The organism is Glaciimonas sp. PAMC28666, assembly GCF_016917355.1.
In the GTDB taxonomy this organism is placed as follows: domain Bacteria; phylum Pseudomonadota; class Gammaproteobacteria; order Burkholderiales; family Burkholderiaceae_D; genus Glaciimonas.
Window position 1 is genome coordinate 926,370 of record NZ_CP070304.1, and the last position, 24,975, is coordinate 951,344.

General features: G+C 53.0%; 2 protein-coding genes. Both read right to left on the reverse strand.

From position 1 onward, the window contains the following. Window positions 1-300 precede the first annotated feature (300 nt). Window positions 301-11,892, reverse strand: coding sequence for a hemagglutinin repeat-containing protein (locus JQN73_RS04020; RefSeq protein ID WP_205321860.1), 11,592 nt, complete (start codon window positions 11,890-11,892; stop codon window positions 301-303). An 876-nt stretch (window positions 11,893-12,768) separates the two neighbouring features. After that, complete coding sequence (locus JQN73_RS04025; protein WP_205321861.1) at window positions 12,769-24,522, reverse strand: hemagglutinin repeat-containing protein; 11,754 nt, start codon at window positions 24,520-24,522, stop codon at window positions 12,769-12,771. Between the last annotated feature and the right edge of the window lie 453 nt (window positions 24,523-24,975).

Sequence of the window (24,975 nt, forward strand, 5' to 3'; positions counted from 1 at the left end):
AGTCACGGACCGCGTACCATTAATGAGAGCCGGGTGCGCGCGAAAAGCGCGTGCACGGACATTGCCGCTATTGAAAAAATCCAGAAAGGAGAAGATGCCAGCAGGAAAAATGCCCTGTCAGGCCCATGCGCAGAATGTGCAAAGGATAGCTTACCGAAGGTATCGATGAGCTATCCTTTTTGCCGACTTGGCGCTGAGGCCGAAATGAACGCGCGTGTTAATTCAAGGCGTTGCTTTGAATCTTCACCTTGACACATTTCTATGTCATTTAGGAGGGGAATACCCCTTCCATTACTTGCGTTAAAATAAGAGTCTGAACGGCCATGGAATGCTCTGCCTTCTTTGAGCCGCCGCATCTTGCGTACGCAATAGCGCATTATTTTCTACTATTACCGTATGCGCATCTACAGCTTGTGCATGAGTAGCGTCAATTACCGCATTCCTCTGGTTGGCTGCCGCAATGTCTACCAAGTTTTGGTTATACAGTACCATCGCTGCCGCATGATCAATTACCGCCTGCTGATGCTCCAGCCCCGCCTGGTTATTCGCATTGGTAGTCTCCACATTCTTCGCCGTCGCCTCCTGATGAGCTTTTAGCTCATTGTCATAAGTCGTTTTCGTTTTGTCAAACTCCGTTTTCGCCGTCGTATTCGCAGTGGTAATCTCCACATTCGTCGCCGTCGCCTCCTGATGAGCTTTTAGCTCATTGTCATAAGTCGTTTTCGTTTTGTCAAACTCCGTTTTCGCCGTCGTATTCGCAGTGGTAATTTTCACATTCGTCGCCGTCGCCTCCTGATGAGCTTTTAGCTCATTGTCATAAGTCGTTTTCGCTTTGTCAAACTCCGTTTTTGCCGTCGTATTCGCAGTGGTAATTTCCACATTCGTCGCCGTCGCCTCCTGATGAGCTTTTAGCTCATTGTCATAAGTCGTTTTCGCTTTGTCAAACTCCGTTTTCGCCGTCGTGTTCGCAGTGGTAATTTCCACATTCGTCGCCGTCGCCTCCTGATGAGCTTTTAGCTCATTGTCATAGGTCGTTTTCGCTTTGTCAGACTCCGTTTTCGCCGTCGTATTCGCAGTAGTAATTTCCACATTCGTCGCCGTCGCCTCCTGATGAGCTTTTAGCGCATTGTCATAAGTCGTTTTCGCTTTGTCAAACTCCGTTTTCGCCGTCGTATTCGCAGTGGTAATTTCCACATTCGTCGCCGTCGCCTCCTGATGAGCTTTTAACGCATTGTCATAAGTCGTTTTCGCTTTGTCAAACTCCGTTTTCGCCTTCGTATTCGCAGTGGTAGTCTTCACATTTTCCACCGTCGCTGCGTTATGAGCGGTTAGCGCTATTTTATAAGTCGCTTTCGCTTTTTCAAAATCTAGCGACTCTTTGATAGATTTGTTGAGATTAACCGTATTCTTGGCTATCTGGCCTTTATCGTTAGATGGTTCCTGATAAGGTTTATCCACTTTTTCAGGAAAACCGCCCGACGCGTCCCTAACCACAACTTCGCGGCTTACCTTATCAAAAGGTTCCGGAGTCAATCTTATTCCTATCTGCTGTTTCCCGTTGTTCTGATAGCTTTCTCCGACCAATACCTTGCCTTTATACGCGTCCGCAAACTCCTTAGCCGAGTAGATTCTCGGCGGTGTATAGTTCCCGTCTACCGTTTTTACCATCGGCGGTTGTATTCCATCGCGTTTCAAAGTTTGAAGTTCCTCCTTGCTCATTTTGTTAATCTTTTGCAATATGTTTGTCAATTCGACCGTTGTTTTATCGTGTACGGCATAAACTGCGTCAGTGATGGGTTTACGCAACAATTGTGGGTTTACAGGCGGGACAGGCGCCTTGGTCTCGATCAAATCATTCTGTTTGAGTTTCGGCGGCTCAATAGGCGCCTTGGTCTCGATCAAATCATTCTGTTTGAGTTTCGGCGGCTCAATAGGCGCCTTGGTCTCGATCAAATCATTCTGTTTGAGTTTCGGCGGCTCAATAGGCGCCTTGGTCTCGATCAAATCATTCTGTTTGAGTTTCGGCGGCTCAACAGGCGCCTTGGTCTCGATCAAATCATTCTGTTTGAGTTTCGGCGGCTCAACAGGCGCCTTGGTCTCGATCAAATCATTCTGTTTGAGTTTCGGCGGCTCAACAGGCGCCTTGGTCTCGATCAAATCATTCTGTACGAGTTTCGGCTCGACAGGCGCCTTGGTCTCGATCAAATCACTCTGTACGAGTTTCGGTTCGACAGGCTTATCAACAGGAACAGGGACCGGCTCGAGGCCTGGATGAACTGGGGGTTTAGGGTCTTCAAGCTTGAGGGGCTTCTTAGAAGGAGCAGCGCCCGCCGAGATATCCATGGTACTCCCTGCAATATGACGATCATCGGTCACTACAGAGAGCTTGGTGGCGTCGGTGTTAAGTGTGCCCTTGTTCGCATCGGTAATTTTCACACCGCCAACTGTCAGGTTGGTGACCCCGATCGTGGCGTTTTGTACCTCGCTACGATGGATCTGATCATCCTTGGTATAACTGACGTCGCCACTTGGGATACCATCGGCTGCCATACCGATCTGTCCACCCCCTCCATTCCCATCCTTGTCCACCGTGTCGACCAGTTTGGTTGCCGTGACCTTACCGCCCACCGTTACCTGGCCATTTCCGGTATCGGATACAAGATGCGCACCGCTCAGATTGACATTGCCGGCCAGATTGGCATTCAGCGTTTGGGTTGCTTCGATACCGGACTGTTGTTTGGTCGTGCTACTGTTATCCCAGCTATGCGTGCCCGATGCGCCCACACTGCCCATCGGCATCAACCCATGGTCTCCTATGGAAGCACCGCCCGACAGATTGGCACTCCAGCCGGTCGTGGTGGAATCCGCCACATCCTGCACGCTGGTGATCGTTGTATTGCCACCGACTTTGAGAGCCACGCTGTCACCTTTGACATTGGCACCGGTCAGGTTCAAATCGTTCTTGGCAGTGATGGATACATTCTTTGACAGCAAATTGCTGTTGGTGTAAGTCTGTCCTGACGTATCGGTCTTTGAATCGCCACCGGCCACCCCCCCCGTCACCCCGACACCGGCTGACCCAAATGCCGCATTGGTAGACAGAGAACCAGTGACATTCGCGCTGATATTGAAATCATCACTATGGCTGGTACTGGTGCCTTTGGCAGCCGTGATATTCACATCGCCGGCTGAATCGAGTGCCAGGTCATTGCTTTTCGACTGGACGCCATTGAGATCAATATTCCCTTTGGTACTGGTAATGGTAATTTTTCCGGCGTTCAGATTCGTGGTATTTTCTTGCGTAGTACTCTTACTGGTGGTGGTCTGCTCGTAGCCCACTTTCAGATTCGCGCTGGCACCATAAGTATCACCAAACACCAGATTCGTCGCATCACCAACATAGGTACCTGCTTCCAGCGCACCGGTACCGGCATCTTTGGTCTGGCCACTTTTCATCTTCTGCGCTAATTCCATCGTATCATCGGCTAATTTCTTGATGGAACTATGCTGTTCTTGGTTATAGCCAAGTGTAACCGAGCTATCCTCATGGGTCGCCGACATCGTGTCGACATATTTGGTCGAGGCAACGTTACCGGCCGTAATATTGATGGAACCGGTATCCGCATCGGACGTCAGATCGGCGCCGCCGATATCGACCGTATTGGCACTCTTGAGAGTAATACTGTTTCCAAAACTCAACGTCGCGTTCTGGTTCGTCATTTGACTCATGGTATCTGTGCTGTTCTTGAACTCCAAGCCTTCGGAAGCATTCCCCAGCGATCCTTGCGCATTGGTGGTGCCGACCGGTGCCGACTTATTAGTACCGTCATTCATACTGGCGCTCGTCGTTCCCCCTACGCCAGGAATCGTACTATAGGCCGCACTGGCACTGGCATCCCCCATCCCTGCTTGCGCGCTAACTACAAAGCCGACACTCGATGCGGTCTTGTTCTCGTAACCATAATCCTGAGAAGCGGCTATAACCAGGTTGCCATCCTTCGCATCGATCACCGCATTGCCGCCGGTGTACGTCCCGCCCGTGAGCGTGATGCCCTGGCCGGTCATATTAAGGGTACCCGTCTTACCAGCCGTAATCGTGGTGCCGGCTGCATTAGACTGACTCTCGGTATCGGTATTATTGACGTTATAACCTGTACCCTGCTTGTGCTCGCTGGTGTAACTCGAACTCACGATATTGAGCGTCTTGGTTTCGACCTTCCCGGCACCGGCATCGATGTTGATATTATTGCCGCTGAGGTTCGCGGCCGTCAGCGCAATGCCGTTACCGGCATGCATATTCAAGGTCCCGGCCGTACTGTCAGCGCTGATGGTGCCCTTGTTGACAATGGCGACCTTGCCTTTGGCGTCATAGCCGACCTGCGCCGTATCGGTGATCTGACCACCGGCACGCAAGCTCACGTCGTGACCCACAATGCTCGCACCGGCATTGGTGATATTGCCCAATGCCTTAAGGGACACCCCTTTATTGCTCGTGATGCCGCCATTGATACCGCCATCGGCGATGTTGGTAATGTTGCCGGCAGACTGTAACATCACCCCATTGCCGGCATGGATCGAGCCGTTGACGTTGGTGATGCCATTAGCGTTGGCAGACAGACTGATCACGCCCTGAGCCGACAGGGTCGCACCGCCGGTCGACGATGCTGCATTTTCTGCATCCACTGCGGCCTGGCTTAGATAGACTTCCGGTATCAGCACCGATTGGTTATCCAGCATTTCACTGACATACCAGACGATGTTTTCGGTTAATCCTTTTAACTGCGCCGCAGTCGGTGCCACACCGACCGTCAGTCCAAGCGGACCCGCCACCGTACCGGCGTTATCCATCAGATTTTCGACCAGCGCTGCTCCGCTCAAGGTTTCCGTCTGATTCAATTTGCTGCGGACCAGCCGGCTGATATCCTGGGTGGTCGTATAGTTATCAAACGCCGTTGCCACCTGCACACCCGGGTTATACCCGACGCTGGCAAAAAAGTAGGCGGTGCCATAATACTGGGTCTGATCGACGTAAGCGAAACTCGTCGAATACACTGGAAATATCAGCGGAGCGACGGAGGCCACACTGACCTTGGTGCCCAGGGCGACCAGCGGCGCACTTTTACCGCGTAAATAGGTCGGCAAGGTATTGACGGTATAGGTGTGGGTATTGCCTAAAAATGCCTTCAGATTCTCGATGGTATAGACCCGCACATTACCTTTGGAAATATCCGCTTTGGCGCTGCCTGTGGTATGCGTATCCCCCGAAGAAACGTCGCTACTATCGAAAGGACTCAGGCTTTGCGTGAGCGCCACATGATTGATCGAGGCAGTTAACGCACCGGTCACCGTTGCCACCTGATTGATCGGGGCAGTTAACGCACCGGTCGTCGTTGGCAGATTTTTGGGGCCTATCGTCGCCGTACTGGACTGCATCATATGCTGTCCCGCACCATCGCCATTGTTCACCGCACCGCTCCCTGCATCCAGGACAATATTACCGCCGGCGTTAATCGTGACTTGCTGGGCAGGTAAAAATTCCTGGCCAGGCAGCGTCGTCGCATTGAGGACCGTCGTCGCCCAGCGCGAGCGCAAGGTATTGTAATCCTGGGCGTTCCAATCTGCCCCTAATGCCGTATTGAGGATGCTCGTTAAGGTGCCATTTCCTGTGGCTTGCGAAAGAGCATGCATGAACTGAGAGTTATAAGCCTTATACGCACCCCAGAAATAATAACTCGAAGGACCCGCCAACAGAGAATTAAGCATCTCATACACACTGGAAAAGTTCGGCTGATAGGCACCTGGAAGCTTACCGACAAGTGACTTCTGAACCACCGTCAATTGTATCTGTGTCGGGGTCTTCAACAGGTCCAGTAACGTGAGATTGAGGGGCTTGCTCAGGTTATTGATATTACCGTTGATCTGCACACTGCCGCCGGCGAGAATGTTTCCACTATTATTTAAGGTGCCAGACTTTCCTTTTTGCACACCTTCGTTCAAGATAATATTGCCATCTGCTTGCAAGACTCCCTGCACTAGCTTGAGGGTCGATGCCAACGTTTGAATACCTTTCAGGTCCACTTGATAATCTGTGCCTCCCGCACCATTATCATCATAATGTTCACCATTCGCGTTTCCGGTACTGCCCGCCGTGTAGGAACCACTTTCAGTACTGTTATTGTTCAATACATTGGCGTCGACAATCAGGTTACCACCTGCCTGTATCGTTCCCGTGGCCGAATTCTCCAGGGTTCCCGGGGTCTGAATCTTGACATCCTTAATCCCCCACAGCAATCCATTGGCATTGTTAGTCACGTCGCCAGCTGCAGTAATGCCCAGCGTAATGCCACTTTCAAGGGCTTGATTATTCACCACCGCGCCACCGGCATTGACCTGAATCCCACCTGGATTGGCAACGACGATATCGACCGTCACTTTATGCGCATTGAGGGTCAGTAAAGTGTCGGCGATCGGCAGAATATTGAGTTTCGTCAAATCGACATCTTCGCCACCCTTGAAAGTCACCGTCGCATTGTTTTGTGAAGACTCGGCACCGACCGGGGCCACGTTGCTATAGTTATCGGTATTCACAGTCCATTCGTTGCCCGCCTTGATCGTGCCGGTCGCCGTGTTGGTAAACGACGTCGTATTCATCAATACGGTGTCTGTCGCATTGATGGCCGCCGCATTAGTCAACGTCTTGGCGTCGACCCGGATCATGTTTGCCGCAATCGTCCCCTTGCTGCCGGTATTGCTCACCGTAGCTGCAGTGGCAGTCACACTGTCGCTAGCCGATAGGGTCGCATTATCGTTCGTGATGGCCACGTCAGCGACCAGTTCAGCCGTCGTCCCTTGTATCGTCGCCCCGTTGAGATTGCTGATACTGCCTTTACTGGCGTTGAGGCTCAGGTCACCGCTGGCACTAATCATTCCCGCGTTGGTATTCGACAAAACACTCTGGGTCCCGTCCACACCACTGGCATTGATCGTCATGTCACCCACTTGCACCATGCCCGTCGCATCCACGCCACCGGCCTGTATCGTCGCACCGTCATTGACTACCGTCACTGCGCTCAGGCTCACCGCCTTGATACCTTGCATCCCCGCACTCTTGAGATTGCTGATACTACCGTTCTGCGCTGCAAGCGTGAGCGCACCGGTTGCAATAATAACCCCTGCATTAGTATTTTCCACAGCGCTCAAGGCCCCGTCCACACCACTCGCGCTCACCGTCAGGTTGGCCACTTGCACCACGCCCGTCGCATCTGCGCCACCGGCCTGTATCGTCGCACCGTCATTGACTACCGTCGATGCGCTCAGGCTCACCGCCGTGATACCTTGCATGGTCGCACCCGTGGTATTGGCGATGCTGCCGTTATTCGCAGTGAGCGTCAATTGCCCACCGCCTTGTATCTGGGCGTTGCCAGTATTGGCAATGCTGCCCCGCTGTGCGGTCAACGTCACATCGCCATTGGCATTGAGAACGCCGGCATTGCTATTGGTCAACGCACTTTGCGTGCCATCGGTACCACTCGCGATCACCGTTAGGTTACCCACTTGCACCACGCCCGTCGCATCTGCGCCACCGGCCTGTATCGTCGCACCGTCATTGACTACCGTCGATGCGCTCAGGCTCACCGCCGTGATACCTTGCATGGTCGCACCCGTGGTATTGGCGATGCTGCCGTTATTCGCAGTGAGCATCAATTGCCCGCCGCCTTGTATCTGGGCCTTGCCAGTATTGGCAATGCTGCCCCGCTGTGCGGTCAACGTCACATCGCCATTGGCATTGAGAATGCCGGCATTGGTATTGGTCAACGCACTTTGCGTGCCATCGGCACCACTCGCGATCACCGTCAGGTTACCCACTTGCACTGCGCCCTTGGCATCCTTACCACCGGCCTGTATCGTCGCACCGTCATTGACTACCGTCGATGCGCTCAGGCTCACCGCCGTGATACCTTGCATGGTCGCACCCGTGGTATTGGCGATGCTGCCGTTATTCGCAGTGAGCATCAATTGCCCGCCGCCTTGTATCTGGGCCTTGCCGGTATTGGCAATGCTGCCGTTATTCGCAGTGAGCGTCAATTGCCCGCCGCCTTGTATCTGGGCCTTGCCAGTATTGGCAATGCTGCCCCGCTGTGCGGTCAACGTCACATCGCCATTGGCATTGAGAATGCCGGCATTGGTATTGGTCAACGCACTTTGCGTGCCATCGGCACCACTCGCGATCACCGTCAGGTTACCCACTTGCACTGCGCCCTTGGCATCCTTACCACCGGCCTGTATCGTCGCACCGTCATTGACTACCGTCGATGCGCTCAGGCTCACCGCCGTGATACCTTGCATGGTCGCACCCGTGGTATTGGCGATGCTGCCGTTATTCGCAGTGAGCATCAATTGCCCGCCGCCTTGTATCTGGGCCTTGCCAGTATTGGCAATGCTGCCCCGCTGTGCGGTCAACGTCACATCGCCATTGGCATTGAGAATGCCGGCATTGGTATTGGTCAACGCACTTTGCGTGCCATCGGCACCACTCGCGATCACCGTCAGGTTGGCCAACTGCACCACGCCATTGGCATCGGTTCCGCCCGCCTGTAATGTGGCGCTGTCATTGACCACGTTGGCTGCCGTGAGCGTCAATTGCCCTATGCCCTGGATTTTTGCGCCGCTGTCGTTGGTAAGGGTACTCCCAGAAGTGATCGCCACCGCCGTATTACCACTTAACAATCCGTTAGTGCTGTTATGAACGCTTGTGCCCGCTTGCAAGGTCAGACCCGCGCTGTCAGATATTATCTGCGCGGCCGTATTAGTGATCGCTGCCGTGGTCGTGACATTTACAGCGCCACTGGCTTCTATTCCCGCTCCCCCTGTATTGGACACATTCTGCGCTGATACATTGACAGTGGTGCCATACACATAGGCACTTTTACCCATGCCACTGTTGTTACCGGTATTATTGACATTCTGTCCGGCAGAAATGGTTGCAGCCTTGCCTGCCTGAAGCTGACCGCTATTGTTCGTGTTGCCGTTCTGGGCGGTGAGCGTCAGTAACCCGCCCCCTTGTATGGTCGCGCTGCTGCCATTGGTGATGTCGGCATTCTGTGCGCTGATCTTCATGTCACCGCTTGCGGTGATGCTGCCGCTGCCCGTATTCGCTACCGCATTGGCGCTCGCACTCGGACCATTCGTGGTGATCGTCAGGTTGGCCAGCTGCACCACGCCATTGGCATCGGTTCCGCCCGCCTGTAATGTGGCGCTGTCATTGACCACGTTGGCTGCCGTGAGCGTCAATTGCCCTATGCTCTGGATTTTTGCGCCGCCCGTATTACTGATTCCCCCACTGGCGCTCACATTGACATTACCTGTCTGAACGTCCCCATTGACATCAAGACCACCCGCCCGCACTAAAGCATTATCATTGACCACATTCGCTGTGGTCAGTGTCACCTGGCGCACCCCCTGGATTGCCGCAAGGCTATCATTGAGAATACTGCCAGTCGCATTCATGGCCACGGTATTGCCACTGACGATGCCTGCTGCGCTGTTATGGATGCTAGTACCCGCTTGCAGAGTCAGCGCACCGGCGTCGGACACTATTTGCGAACCCGCATTCGTGATTCCCGCGGTAGTGACCACATTCAAGCCAGCGGTTGCTTCCACCTCTGAGCCGGCCGTATTGACCAGATTCTGCGCTGACAGATTCAACGTCGCTCCGTACACATAGGCACTGCTGCCGACGGCGGTGTTACCGGTATTATTAAAATCCTTGGTTGCCGATAGGGTCGCGGCTCCAGTGGCATTGATCTGCCCACTATTGTCAATACTCGCGGCCTGAATCAGCATATCATTGGAAGAGGAAATTGCCGCACCCGCGCCATTGTTTAGCGCCGTAGTCGTCACTGTCAAATAAGCTGGTTTTTGATCGGCCGCTTTTGCGGCTGCGATCGCATTCGTGTTAGTCACATTTTGAGCGGTAATGCTCATCGCACCATAGGTCAGCAGGTTACCGGTATTGGAAAGTACAGTATCTGGCGTTGAATAGTTAGCCAGTTCCCCGCTGATGGTATAAGTCGCAGTACCCGACGTATCACTAGTTCCAGTGATGATATTTCCATAGTTGGTCAAGTCATCCAGCGTAATAGTCAGATTTTTCGTCGTATTGATGCTACCTGAAATCTTCTCTAGCAAGCTGGCTGCGCCGCCACCGGAGGAGGTAATACTGACCTGATCACCGTTCAGTGCGCCAGCGTTGATAGCCGCGCCACCTAACGCTACATTCAGTTTGCCGCCCGCGACGATACCGCTGCTCCCCTCATTGAGCAAGGTTTTTGTGGTCAAGTTAATATCGGCCGTCGAAGCGATCGAAAATGCGTTGTCTAGGCTCGAAGACGTGATATTCACAGCACCATTAGCAGCGTCAATCGCCCCGGTATTATTGACTGCACCCGCCGCCGCGACCTGCACATTAGTGCCCGCCGAAATGACGCCCTTAAGATTCGATACGTCGCGTGCAGCCTGAATCGATACGCCACTGCGGGAAACCACACCACCGGTTGAATTTATGGAGTCGCCGAGGACGGGCTGTAATTGCGCATCGACTATCACTAGGACACCATTTTGTATCATTGCTGAGTCCTGGGGAATAACCGTACCACTGCTATTGATCACCCTGAGCTTTCCGGTAATGGCGACATCACCCTGGCTGACGATAGTTACTGCATTGCCAGCTTGCGTGCTGGTACCGCTCAGCACTGCTGTGGTGAGCGTGACGTCCTGTGCGGTGACCAGGATCGTCGATGCGGTCGCATCGCTATTGAAGAGGGCTGCTTTGGTCGCAGTCACAGTCAGTGCCTGTCCCGCTACCAGGCCATCTTGCGCGCCTCCCCGTCCCGCTGTCACCGCTTGTCCCGACAATGTCAGGTTGCCACCGGCATTGGCTTGAGCCACCATCACGTCGCCATTTGCGCTCACCTGAATATCTTTTTGGCTCTTGATCAGGCCGCTTTGATTTACCCCGGCCCCCGCTTCGGTGCTCACCAGCAGCACATTATTGCCGTACATCGAACCCGCATCCGTACCGGAAATGCCGGCAAGCGGCGCAGCTGATGCACCCGGACTCTGGGCGATATACTTGCCCGTGTTCGCATCGTATTGATTGGTCCCGGCAATCAGTTTCAGATCCGCTTTTCCAGTGCTGTCGGTGATAGGACCGCTCACGGTAATACTGCGCGCGATCAGCGCCAGGTAATCCAGACCGGTGGTGTTGATCCCTTGCGTGCCCACTGTCAATGCGCCGCCGCTGACGTTCAATATCGGCTTGGCACCACTAACGTCGCTCGGTTGCCCGGTACTAAAGGTGGCGCTCGATATATTGACTGTCGATACGCCATTGAGACTCAGACCAGCTGGACTCGATACAAACAAATCCAACGGTTGACCAAAACTCTCCACCGTCCCCGCTATCGCGGCAGCGGTCGATCCCACATTCTGCAGTAATACGGCACTCGACGAGGAAGTGATATTCGGGTTCTTCATCACCTGCCCCCCTGTTTTTGAGATGGCGTTGACCAGACTGTTATTAATGATGAGGCCGTTGGTCACATTCATTTTACTAAACTGATTGACCGACAGACCACCGGCATTGGCCTGGGTGATATTGACTACCGGCTGGCCGTTTTGAGAAGCGGTGACCGTTGGGCCACTCACCCCCGTGGTCGGTGTCAATGTCGTGGACCAACCGAGCATGGGCAGCAGCGTCGTGATCGCAATCACCTTGCCCATGACACTGGCAGTCTCGCCAGACGATTTGCCGCTGATCGTGCAATTTTCACCAACCGGCACCAGGCACTTTTGATGACGACTCCACACAAGTTTGAATGTATTTTTATTCATATTTATATTCCCTTATGCAACAAAGTAGTCACAAATTAAATGTGCCCGAAGGCTAACGTTGCGATTAAACAAACGACTTTTTCGCATTTTTGATCACTATCAAAAATTGCACCGAATGGCATTTTTGGTATTAATAAAACAAGTAATTACTGAGGCGAGGCATGTAAATTGATTCCGCTATTGTTGACTCGGTGCGGAACATATTTGGCGGAGTTGGACCAGGCATGGCCAAGTTCCGTATCGCAAGTACGTGATTTATTTGCAAAAAAATTGCGATGTCTTCAACGGATGGAATCCTTCGACGATACGAAAAATCGCCTGTTTCTGTATTCAATCCAACAAGAAGGTGACGAACTAGTTGCATCTTCTGCAGCCGCGTCGCACACACCACAGATGTACTTGCCAAAAATATACGCTGGAATAATTATTTTCTACAGGACGGAACTTAATGAAAATAGGAATTTGATGCAAATGATGTAAATTAGGCAACAAAACTTACTGCTGCCCGGGGTTAAGCTATGGCAGGATGGGTCGAAAAAAGACCGTGATTGAAGAGAAGGATTAGTTGCCCTTTGCTGAGCAGTTTTATACCTGTGCAGGAGCATACATTCCAGTTTTAAGGGAGAGCAATACTATAGGTAAAAAATTCCAGCATCTCTTTGCCAAGTTAATCTCCGGCAAAAGAGCGCGTTTAAAATTGAAGATTACTTAATTACCATTTGAGGATTTTTTTATAGAAAGACGTCCTGTTTTATTGATAGCCTGACTCTGCGGAAATTGAAATAGGGCGCAAAAAAAATGATCTGACAATTACCAACGTTAAGTCGGTTAACTGTCAGATCAAGTCTGTACTACTCCCTCTTGATAAGAGGTGGCTTAGCGTGCTGCCGCATTATCATCCCGTATCTTCTGGTTTTTCGCTACCGTATCAGCGTGATCATCTGCCGCTTTCTTATTTGTGTCTGTAATTTCCACATTCTTCTGTTTCGCTTGCGCAATATCATTCACCCTTTTGTCATAAGTATCAAGGGCTTTCGTATAAGTCTTTAGGCTTTCCTTATGCGTCACTTCCGCAGCCGCATTGGCAGTGGTGATCTCCGCATTTTTCGCCGTCGCCTCATTATGAGCGGTTAGCGCCTTGTCATAAGTCGCTGTCGCTTCGTCATGGTCCGCCTGCGCCTTCGTATTCGCAGTTGTAGTCTCCACATTCTTCGCCGTCGCCTCATTATGAGCGGTTAGCGCCTTGTCATAAGTCGCTGTCGCTTCGTCGTGGTCCGCCTGCGCCTTTGTATTCGCAGTTGTAGTCTCCACATTCTTCGCCGTCGCCTCATTATGAGCAATTAGCGCCTTGTCATAAGTCGCCGTCGCTTCGTCATGGTCCGCCTGCGCCTTCGAATTCGAAGTGTTAGTCTCCACATTCTTCGCCGTCGCCTCATTATGAGCGGTTAGCGCCTTGTCATAAGTCGCTGTCGCTTCGTCATGGTCCGCCTGCGCCTTCGTATTCGCAGTGGTGGTCTCCACATTTTTCGCCGTCGCCTCATTATGAGCGGTTAGCGCCTTGTTATAAGTCGCTGTCGCTTCGTCATGGTCCGCCTGCGCCTTCGTATTCGCAGTGGTAGTCTCCACATTTTTCGTCGTCGCCTCATTATGAGCGGTTAGCGCCTTGTTATAAGTCGCTGTCGCTTCGTCATGGTCCGCCTGCGCCTTCGTATTCGCAGTCTTAGTCTCCACATTCTTCGCCGTTACCTGCTTATTATCGCTTACCGCTTTGTCATAAGTCGCTGTCGCTTCCTTATGCGCCGCTGTCGCCTTCGTATTAGCCGCGATAATTTCCACATTCTTCGCCGTTGCCTGCTTATTATCGTTTACCGCTTTGTCATAAGTCGCTGTCGCTTCCTTATACGCCGTTGTCGCCTTCGTATTAGCAGTGTCAATATTCGAGTTAGTCTCCTTCGCCTGACTATGATCAGCGAACGCTTTGTTATAAGTCTTCATATCTTGCTTATAATCGTTCTGTGCTTTTTCAACCTTCTTCCCCCCCTCTGTTAACATACTCTTAACAACGGTTGAGGATGTTATCCCGGCTCCTCTCCCCTGACCCACTACTTTGAAATTCAGGCCGACAGTCTGAACTGAGTCGGCTACCGAAACACTGTTTGCGACAAAGCTCTTATTCTCATACAACTTCGTAAACTCTTTAATACTATGGACAGTCTGCTTTGGAATTGTAGCAATAGTTCCCGTCGTTTGGTCCATGTAATCTATTGGTTCCACTTTTATTCCTGCGGCAAGTTCCTGGTCGTCGGCACGGTTAATTTTTGTCATAACAGTTTTCAACTTGTCATATACGACAGTATCCACAGAAACTATTGCGCCTGAGTCCGGGCTCTTGAGCTGCGGAGGTTCGACAGGTTTGACAGGAACGTCAGGGACCGGACCCGATTTTTTCAAGACAGGGATCTCTGGCTTGACAGGCACCTTGGTCTCGATCACCTTTGTCAAGGTGAGTTCCGGCGGCTTGATAGCCACCTTGGTTTCGATCACCTTTGTCAAGGTGAGTTCCGGCGGCGCGATAGGCGCCCTGGTTTCGACCAATTTTTTCTGTGTGAGTGTCGGCGGGACAGGCGCCTTGGTATCGATCAATTTTGTCAAGGTGAGTTCCGGCGGCACGACAGGTGCCTTGGTCTCGATCAGTTCTTTCGGTGTGAGTGTCGGCTCGATAGGCGCCTTGGTCTCGATCAAATCTTTCTGTGTGAGTTTCGGCGGCTCAACGGGCGCCTTGGTCTCGATCAAATCTTTCTGTGTGAGTTTCGGCTCGACAGGCGCATTGGTCTCGATCAATTCTTTCTGTATGAGTTTCGGCGGGATAGGTACCGTAAGTTCAACAGGGACTTTGACATGTGGAACAGGGGGAGGGCGTATAGGGTCGACCGGGTCTTTGGGCTTCTTAGAAGGAGCAGCGCCCGCCGAGATATCCATGGTACTCCCTGCAATATGACGGTCATCGGTCACTACAGAGAGCTTGGTGGCGTCGGTGTTAAGTGTGCCCTTGTTCGCATCGGTAATTTTCACACCGCCAACTGTCAGGTTGGTGACCCCGATCGTGGCGTTTTGTACCTCGCTATGATGGATCTGATCATCCTTGGTATAACTGACGTCGCCACTTGGGATACCATCGGCTGCCATACCGATCTGTCCACCCCCTCCATTCCCATCCTTGTCCACCGTGTCGACCAGTTTGGTTGCCGTGACCTTACCGCCCACCGTTACCTGGCCATTTCCGGTATCGGATACAAGATGCGCACCGCTCAGATTGACATTGCCGGCCAGATTGGCATTCAGCGTTTGGGTTGCTTCGATACCGGACTGTTGTTTGGTCGTGCTACTGTTATCCCAGCTATGCGTGCCCGATGCGCCCACACTGCCCATCGGCATCAACCCATGGTCTCCTATGGAAGCACCGCCCGACAGATTGGCACTCCAGCCGGTCGTGGTGGAATCCGCCACATCCTGCACGCTGGTGATCGTTGTATTGCCACCGACTTTGAGAGCCACGCTGTCACCTTTGACATTGGCACCGGTCAGGTTCAAATCGTTCTTGGCAGTGATGGATACATTCTTTGACAGCAAATTGCTGTTGGTGTAAGTCTGTCCTGACGTATCGGTCTTTGAATCGCCACCGGCCACACCCACAGTCGCGCCAACACCAGCCGACCCCGTTACCGCATTGGTAGACAGAGAACCAGTGACATTCGCGCTGATATTGAAATCATCACTATGGCTGGTACTGGTGCCTTTGGCAGCGGTGATATTCACATCGCCGGCTGAATCGAGTGCCAGGTCATTGCTTTTCGACTGGACGCCATTGAGATCAATATTCCCTTTGGTACTGGTAATGGTAATTTTTCCGGCATTCAGATTCGTGGTATTTTCTTGCGTAGTGCTGTTACTGCTGGTGGTCTGCTCGTAGCCCACTTTCAGATTCGCGCTGGCACCGTAAGTATCACCAAACACCATATTCGTCGCATCTCCCGCTACCGTGCCGGCTTCCAGCGCACCGGTACCGGCATCTTTGGTCTGGCCGCTTTTCATCTTCTGCCCTAATTCCATCATGTCGTCGGCCAATTTTTTGATGGAACTATGTTGCTCATCGTTATTGCCAAATGTAAACGAGCTATCCTCATGGGTCGCCGACATCGTGTCGACATATTTGGTCGAGGCAACGTTACCGGCCGTAATATTGATGGAACCGGTATCCGCATCGGATGTCAGATCGGCGCCGCCGATATCGACCGTATTAGTACTCTTGAGAGTAATACTGTTTCCAAAACTCAACGTTGCGTTGTGATTCGTCATTTGACTCATGGTATCTGTGCTGTTCTTGATTTCCATTCCATCGGAAGCATTCCCCAGCGATCCTTGCGCATTGGTGGTGCCGACCGGTGCCGACTTATTAGTACCGTCATTCATACTGGCGCTCGTCGTTCCCCCTACGCCAGGAATCGTACTATAGGCCGCACTGGCACTGGCATCCCCCACCCCTGCTTGCGCGCTAGCTACAAAGCCGATACTCGATGCGGTCTTGTTCTCGTAACCATAATCCTGAGAAGCGGCGATAACCAGGTTGCCATCCTTCGCATCGATCACCGCATTGCCGCCGGTGTACGTCCCGCCCGTGAGCGTGATGCCCTGACCGGTCATATTAAGGGTACCCGTCTTACCAGCCGTAATCGTGGTGCCGGCTGCATTAGACTGACTCTCGGTATCGGTATTATTGACGTTATAGCCTGTACCCTGTTTGTGTTCGCTGGTGTAACTCGAACTCACGATATTGAGCGTCTTGGTTTCGACCTTCCCGACACCGGCATCGATGTTGATATTATTGCCGCTGAGGTTCGCGGCCGTCAGCGCAATGCCGTTACCGGCATGCATATTCAAGGTGCCAGCCGTACTGTCAGCGCTGATGGTACCCTTGTTGACAATGGCGACCTTGCCTTTGGCGTCATAGCCGACCTGCGCCGTATCGGTGATCTGACCACCGGCACGCAAGCTCACGTCGTGACCAACAATGCTCGCACCGGCATTGGTGATATTGCCCAATGCCTTAAGGGATACCCCTTTATTGCTCGTGATGCCGCCATTGATACCGCCATCGGCGATGTTGGTAATGTTGCCGGCAGACTGTAACATCACCCCATTGCCGGCATGGATCGAGCCGTTGACGTTGGTGATGCCATTAGCGTTGGCAGACAGACTGATCACGCCCTGAGCCGACAGGGTCGCACCGCCGGTCGACGATGCCGCATTTTCTGCATCCACTGCGGCCTGGCTTAGATAGACTTCCGGTATCAGCACCGATTGGTTATCCAACATTTCACTGACATACCAGACGATGTTTTCGGTTAATCCTTTTAACTGCGCCGCAGTCGGTGCCACACCCACCGTCAGTCCAAGCGGGCCCGCCACCGTCCCGGCGTTATCCATCAGATTTTCGACCAGCGCTGCTCCGCTCAAGGTTTCCGTCTGACTCAATTTGCTGCGGACCAGCCGGCTGATATCCTGGGTGGTCGTATAGTTATCAAACGCCGTTGCCACCTGCACACCCGGGTTATACCCGACGCTGGCAAAAAAGTAGGCGGTGCCATAATACTGCGTCTGATCGACGTAAGCGAAACTCGTCGAATACACTGGAAATATCAGCGGAGCGACGGAGGCCACACTGACCTTGGCGCCCAGGGCGACCAGCGGCGCACTTTTACCGAGTAAATAGGTCGGCAAGGCATTGACGGTATAGGTGTGGGTATTGCCTAAAAATGCCTGGAGATTCTCGATCGTATAGACTCGCACATTACCTTTGGAAATATACGCACTGGCGCTGCTTGCGATATGCGTGTCCCCCGAAGAAACGTCGCTACTGTCGAAAGGACTCAGGCTTTGCGTGAGCGCCACATGATTGATCGAGGCAGTTAACGCACCGGTCACCGTTGCCACCTGATTGGTCGGGGCAGTTAACGCACCGGTCGTCGTTGGCAGATTTTTGGGGCCTATCGTCGCCGTACTGGACTGCATCATATGCTGTGCCGCACCATCGCCATTGTTCACCGCACCGCTCCCTGCATCCAGGACAATATTACCGCCGGCATTAATCGTGACTTGCTGGGCCGGTAAAAATTCCTGGCCAGGCAGCGTCGTCGCATTGAGGACCGTTGTCGCCCAGCGCGAGCGCAAGGTATTGTAATCCTGGGCGTTCCAATCTGCCCCTAATGCCGTATTGAGGATGCTCGTTAACGTGCCGTTTCCTGTGGCTTGCGAAAGAGCATGCATAAATTCGGCACTATCAGCTTTATACGCGGCCCAGATCGTATGCGTCTGGGAACCCGTCAAGAGGAAGTTAAGCATGTCATACACGCTGGTAAAGCGCGGCTGATACGTGTCGGCAACCAAGTTGCCAAAGGCATCTTCCTGACCGGCCGACAGCTTGATGCTTGTCGGGATCTTCAACAGGTCCAGTAACGTGAGATTGAGGGGCTTGCTCAGGTTATTGATATTACCGTTGATCTGCACACTGCCGCCGGCGAGAATGTTTCCACTATTATTTAAGGTGCCAGACTTTCCTTTTTGCGCACCTTCGTTCAAGATAATATTGCCATCTGCTTGCAAGACTCCCTGCACCAGCGTGAGCGTCGAAACCAGCGTTTTAATATCATTGAGCTCGACTGAATAGGCGACTTGCCCGAATGTAAAATTGTGTACTTTACTGCCACTCGCGTTCCCGGTGCTCCCCACCGCGTAGGAACCACTTTCAGTACTGTTATTGTTCAATACATTGGCGTCGACAATCAGGTCACCACCTGCCTGTATCGTTCCCGTGGCCGAATTCTCCAGGGTTCCCGGGGTCTGAATCTTGACATCCTTAATCCCCCACAGCAATCCATTGGCATTGTTAGTCACGTCGCCAGCTGCAGTAATGCCCAGCGTAATGCCACTTTCAAGGGCTTGATTATTCACCACCGCGCCACCGGCATTGACCTGAATCCCACCTGGATTGGCAACGACGATATCGACCGTCACTTTATGCGCATTGAGGGTCAGTAAAGTGTCGGCGATCGGCAGAATATTGAGGTTCGTCAAATCGACATCTTCGCCACCCTTGAAAGTCACCGTCGCATTGTTTTGTGAAGACTCGGCACCGACCGGGGCCACGTTGCTATAGTTATCGGTATTCACAGTCCACTCATTGCCCGCCTTGATCGTGCCGGTCGCCGTGTTGGTAAACGACGTCGTATTCATCAATACGGTGTCTGTCGCATTGATGGCCGCCGCATTAGTCAACGTCTTGGCGTCGACCCGGATCATGTTTGCCGCAATCGTCCCCTTGCTGCCGGTATTGCTCACCGTAGCTGCAGTGGCAGTCACACTGTCGGTAGCCGATAGGGTCGCATTATCGTTCGTGATGGCCACGCCAGCGACCAGTTCAGCCGTCGTCCCTTGTATCGTCGCCCCGTTGAGATTGCTGATACTGCCTTTACTGGCGTTGAGGCTCAGGTCACCGCTGGCACTAATCATTCCCGCGTTGGTATTCGACAAAACACTCTGGGTCCCGTCCACACCACTGGCATTGATCGTCATGTCACCCACTTGCACCATGCCCGTCGCATCCACGCCACCGGCCTGTATCGTCGCACCGTCATTGACTACCGTCACTGCGCTCAGGCTCACCGCCTTGATACCTTGCATCCCCGCACTCTTGAGATTGCTGATACTACCGTTCTGCGCTGCAAGCGTGAGCGCACCGGTTGCAATAATAACCCCTGCATTAGTATTTTCCACAGCGCTCAAGGCCCCGTCCACACCACTCGCGCTCACCGTCAGGTTGGCCACTTGCACCACGCCCGTCGCATCTGCGCCACCGGCCTGTATCGTCGCACCGTCATTGACTACCGTCGATGCGCTCAGGCTCACCGCCGTGATACCTTGCATGGTCGCACCCGTGGTATTGGCGATGCTGCCGTTATTCGCAGTGAGCGTCAATTGCCCACCGCCTTGTATCTGGGCGTTGCCAGTATTGGCAATGCTGCCCCGCTGTGCGGTCAACGTCACATCGCCATTGGCATTGAGAACGCCGGCATTGCTATTGGTCAACGCACTTTGCGTGCCATCGGTACCACTCGCGATCACCGTTAGGTTACCCACTTGCACCACGCCCGTCGCATCTGCGCCACCGGCCTGTATCGTCGCACCGTCATTGACTACCGTCGATGCGCTCAGGCTCACCGCCGTGATACCTTGCATGGTCGCACCCGTGGTATTGGCGATGCTGCCGTTATTCGCAGTGAGCATCAATTGCCCGCCGCCTTGTATCTGGGCCTTGCCAGTATTGGCAATGCTGCCCCGCTGTGCGGTCAACGTCACATCGCCATTGGCATTGAGAATGCCGGCATTGGTATTGGTCAACGCACTTTGCGTGCCATCGGCACCACTCGCGATCACCGTCAGGTTACCCACTTGCACTGCGCCCTTGGCATCCTTACCACCGGCCTGTATCGTCGCACCGTCATTGACTACCGTCGATGCGCTCAGGCTCACCGCCGTGATACCTTGCATGGTCGCACCCGTGGTATTGGCGATGCTGCCGTTATTCGCAGTGAGCGTCAATTGCCCACCGCCTTGTATCTGGGCGTTGCCAGTATTGGCAATGCTGCCCCGCTGTGCGGTCAACGTCACATCGCCATTGGCATTGAGAATGCCGGCATTGCTATTGGTCAACGCACTTTGCGTGCCATCGGCACCACTCGCGATCACCGTCAGGTTGGCCAACTGCACCACGCCATTGGCATCGGTTCCGCCCGCCTGTAATGTGGCGCTGTCATTGACCACGTTGGCTGCCGTGAGCGTCAATTGCCCTATGCCCTGGATTTTTGCGCCGCTGTCGTTGGTAAGGGTACTCCCAGAAGTGATCGCCACCGCCGTATTACCACTTAACAATCCGTTAGTGCTGTTATGAACGCTTGTGCCCGCTTGCAAGGTCAGACCCGCGCTGTCAGATATTATCTGCGCGGCCGTATTAGTGATCGCTGCCGTGGTCGTGACATTTACAGCGCCACTGGCTTCTATTCCCGCTCCCCCTGTATTGGACACATTCTGCGCTGATACATTGACAGTGGTGCCATACACATAGGCACTTTTACCCATGCCACTGTTGTTACCGGTATTATTGACATTCTGTCCGGCAGAAATGGTTGCAGCCTTGCCTGCCTGAAGCTGACCGCTATTGTTCATGTTGCCGTTCTGGGCGGTGAGCGTCAGTAACCCGCCCCCTTGTATGGTCGCGCTGCTGCCATTGGTGATGTCGGCATTCTGTGCGCTGATCTTCATGTCACCGCTTGCGGTGATGCTGCCGCTGCCCGTATTTGCTACCGCATTGGCGCTCGCACTCGGACCATTCGTGGTGACCGTCAGATTGGCCAGCTGCACCACGCCATTGGCATCGGTTCCGCCCGCCTGTAATGTGGCGCTGTCATTGACCACGTTGGCTGCCGTGAGCGTCAATTGCCCTATGCCCTGGATTTTTGCGCCGCTGTCGTTGGTAAGGGTACTCCCAGAAGTGATCGCTACCGCCGTATTACCACTTAACAATCCGTTAGTGCTGTTATGAACGCTTGTGCCCGCTTGCAAGGTCAGACCCGCGCTGTCAGATATTATCTGCGCGGCCGTATTGGTGATCGCTGCCGTCGTCGTGACATTTACAGCGCCCTGGGCTTCTACCTCGCCGCCACCCGTATTGGTCACATTCTGCGCTGATACATTGACAGTGGTGCCATACACATAGGCACTATTGCCCACGCCGGTATTATTGCCGGTATTATTAAAATCCTGGGTCGCAAAAATGGTCGCAGCGCCGGAAGTTTCAAGGACATTGCTGTTGTTAATCCCGCCATTTTGCGCGATCAGCGTCAACAGCCCGGTACCTTGCATTGTTGCGCCGCCCGTATTACTGATGTTGGCGTTCTGAGCGATCAGGGTCACGTCGCCATTGGCGGTGATGCGCCCACTATTGGTATTGGCTACGGCATCCTGGATGCCATTCCCCCCACCGGCACTCACATTGACATTACCTGTCTGAACGTTCCCATTGGCATCGGGACCACCCGCCTGCACTAAAGCATTATCATTGACCACATTCGCTGTGGTCAGTGTCACCTGGCGCACCCCCTGGATTGCCGCGAGGCTATCATTGAGAATACTGCCAGTCGCATTCATGGCCACGGTATTGCCACTGACGATGCCTGCTGCGCTGTTATGGATGCTGGTACCCGCTTGCAGAGTCAGCGCACCGGCGTCGGACACTATTTGCGAACCCGCATTCGTGATTCCCGCGGTAGTGACCACATTCAAGCCAGCGGTTGCTTCCACCTCTGCGCCGGCCGTATTGACCAGATTCTGCGCTGACAGATTCAACGTCGCTCCGTACACATAGGCACTGCTACCGACCCCGGTATTGTTACCGGTATTATTAAAATCTTTGGTTGCCGATAGGGTCGCCGCGCCGGACGCAAGAAGCTGCCCGCTATTGTCAATACTCGTGGTCTGAATCAGCATATCGTTGGAAGAGGAAATTGCCGCATTAGCCGCATTGCTCAGTGCGGTCGCAGTTAACGTCAAATTACCGTTGAGTGCGCCAATCGTATGCGTGTTCGTCACGTTTTTGGCGGAAATGCTCATCGCACCATAGGTCAGCATATTACCGGTATTGGAGGCGGCAGTACCTGATCCCATATAGTTAGCCAAATCGCCGCTCATGGTATAGGTCGCAGTACCCTCTGTGGACGTATTCCCACTGATGATACTTCCATAGTTAGTCAAGCCATCAAGTGTCACCGTCAGGTTAGTCAAGGCATTGATGGTCCCTGTATCGCTCATCAGCAAGTTGGCTACGCCTCCACCGGAAGAAACGATATTGACCTTGTCGCCATTGAGGGCACCGGCGTTGGTAGCTGTACCACCTAACGATACATTCAGGTTGCCGCCCGCGGTAATACTGCTTGCCCCCTCATTGACTAACGTCGTTGTGGTGAGGTTAACATCGGTCGCGGCAAAGATCGAAAGAGCATTATCGAGGCTCGAAGACGTGATACTCACAGCGCCATTCGCAGCGTTAATCGCTCCGGTATTCTTGACTGCGACACCGGCCGCGATCTGCACATTGGTACCCGCCGAAATGATGCCTCCAAGATTTGATACGCCGCGTGACGCCTGGATCGATACGCCGCTACCGGAAACCACACCACCGGTTGCACTGATGCTGCCACCCACCACCGGATCGCCATTCGCATTCAGTACCACAAGAACACCGTCACGCATTACAGGCGAAGCCCCGGGAATGATGCTGCCATCAGCATTGAGTACGTTGAGCTTTCCGGTAATGGAGACATCACCCTGGCTCACTATGCTGACCGCATTGTCAGCTTGCGTGCTGGTACCGGTTAACACCGCATCGTTGAACGTGACGTCCTGCGCGGTCAGCGCAACTGTCGAGCCAGTCGCATTATTATTGAAAATGGCTGCTTTGGTCGCAGTCACGGTCAGTGCCCCTCCAGCCAGCAGACCGTCGTTTTTTCTACCCAATCCCGCTGTCACCGCTTGTCCCGACAATACTAGGTTGGAACCTGCATGTACCTGCGCTACCACCAGGTCACCATTGGCGCTCATCTGAATATCATTTTCACTAGTGATTAACCCGCTTTGTCTTACCCCGGCCCCCGCTTCGGTGCTCACCAGCAGCACATTATTGCCGTACATCGAACCCGCATCCGTACCGGAAATGCCGGCAAGCGGCGCAGCTGATGCACCCGGACTCTGGGCGATATACTTGCCCGTGTTCGCATCGTATTGATTGGTCCCGGCAATCAGTTTCAGATCCGCTTTTCCAGTGCTGTCGGTGATAGGACCGCTCACGGTAATACTGCGCGCGATCAGCGCCAGGTAATCCAGACCGGTGGTGTTGATCCCTTGCGTGCCCACTGTCAATGCGCCGCCGCTGACGTTCAATATCGGCTTGGCACCACTAACGTCGCTCGGTTGCCCGGTACTAAAGGTGGCGCTCGATATATTGACTGTCGATACGCCATTGAGACTCAGACCAGCTGGACTCGATACAAACAAATCCAACGGTTGACCAAAACTCTCCACCGTCCCCGCTATCGCGGCAGCGGTCGATCCCACATTCTGCAGTAATACGGCACTCGACGAGGAAGTGATATTCGGGTTCTTCATCACCTGCCCCCCTGTTTTTGAGATGGCGTTGACCAGACTGTTATTAATGATGACGCCGTTGGTCACATCCATTTTACTAAACTGATTAACCGACAGACCACCGGCATTGGCCTGGGTGATATTGACTACCGGCTGGCCGTTTTGAGAAGCGGTGACCGTCGGGCCACTCACCCCCGTGGTCGGTGTCAATGTCGTGGACCAACCGAGCATGGGCAGCAGCGTCGTGATCGCAATCACCTTGGCCATGACACTGGCAGTCTCGCCAGACGATTTGCCGCTGATCGTGCAATTTTCACCAACCGGCACCAGGCACTTTTGATGACGACTCCACACAAGTTTGAATGTATTTTTATTCATATTTATATTCCCTTATGCAACAAAGTAGTCACAAATTAAATGTGCCCGAAGGCTAATTTTTCTAAATAAATGGCTCTTGACTGCCTTAACCAGACGTACAAGCAACCTGTAATGTGTCAAGCGCTAGCTCCCATCAAACGGAGGAGAAGACGATAAGTCGCACTTTATTCGACAAAGTTGATACACCATCCAACGCATATTTCTTGCCAAAAATATACGTGAGAAAAAAGCTTCTTTATATGACTGAAATAAAAAAAAATGTGAATATAATGCCTACAATATGGAATTAAAAACTTCACACGAAAAGAAATGCAAGAGCACAAATGGAGCGAACTGGAACTAAGTTGACAAGGTCGTAGATCACGCTACAAAACGTGACTTCGAGCCATATAGAAGTGTAAAAAGAAAGATGCAATGTGGCTTAGTCGATAGATACCGTTCACGCCATGCATT

What these genes read in the sequence shown, in the direction of transcription:
- JQN73_RS04025 (WP_205321861.1), bottom strand. Translation starts at nt 24,522, where the DNA reads ATGAATAAAAATACATTCAAACTTGTGTGGAGTCGTCATCAAAAGTGC.
- JQN73_RS04020 (WP_205321860.1), bottom strand. Translation starts at nt 11,892, where the DNA reads ATGAATAAAAATACATTCAAACTTGTGTGGAGTCGTCATCAAAAGTGC.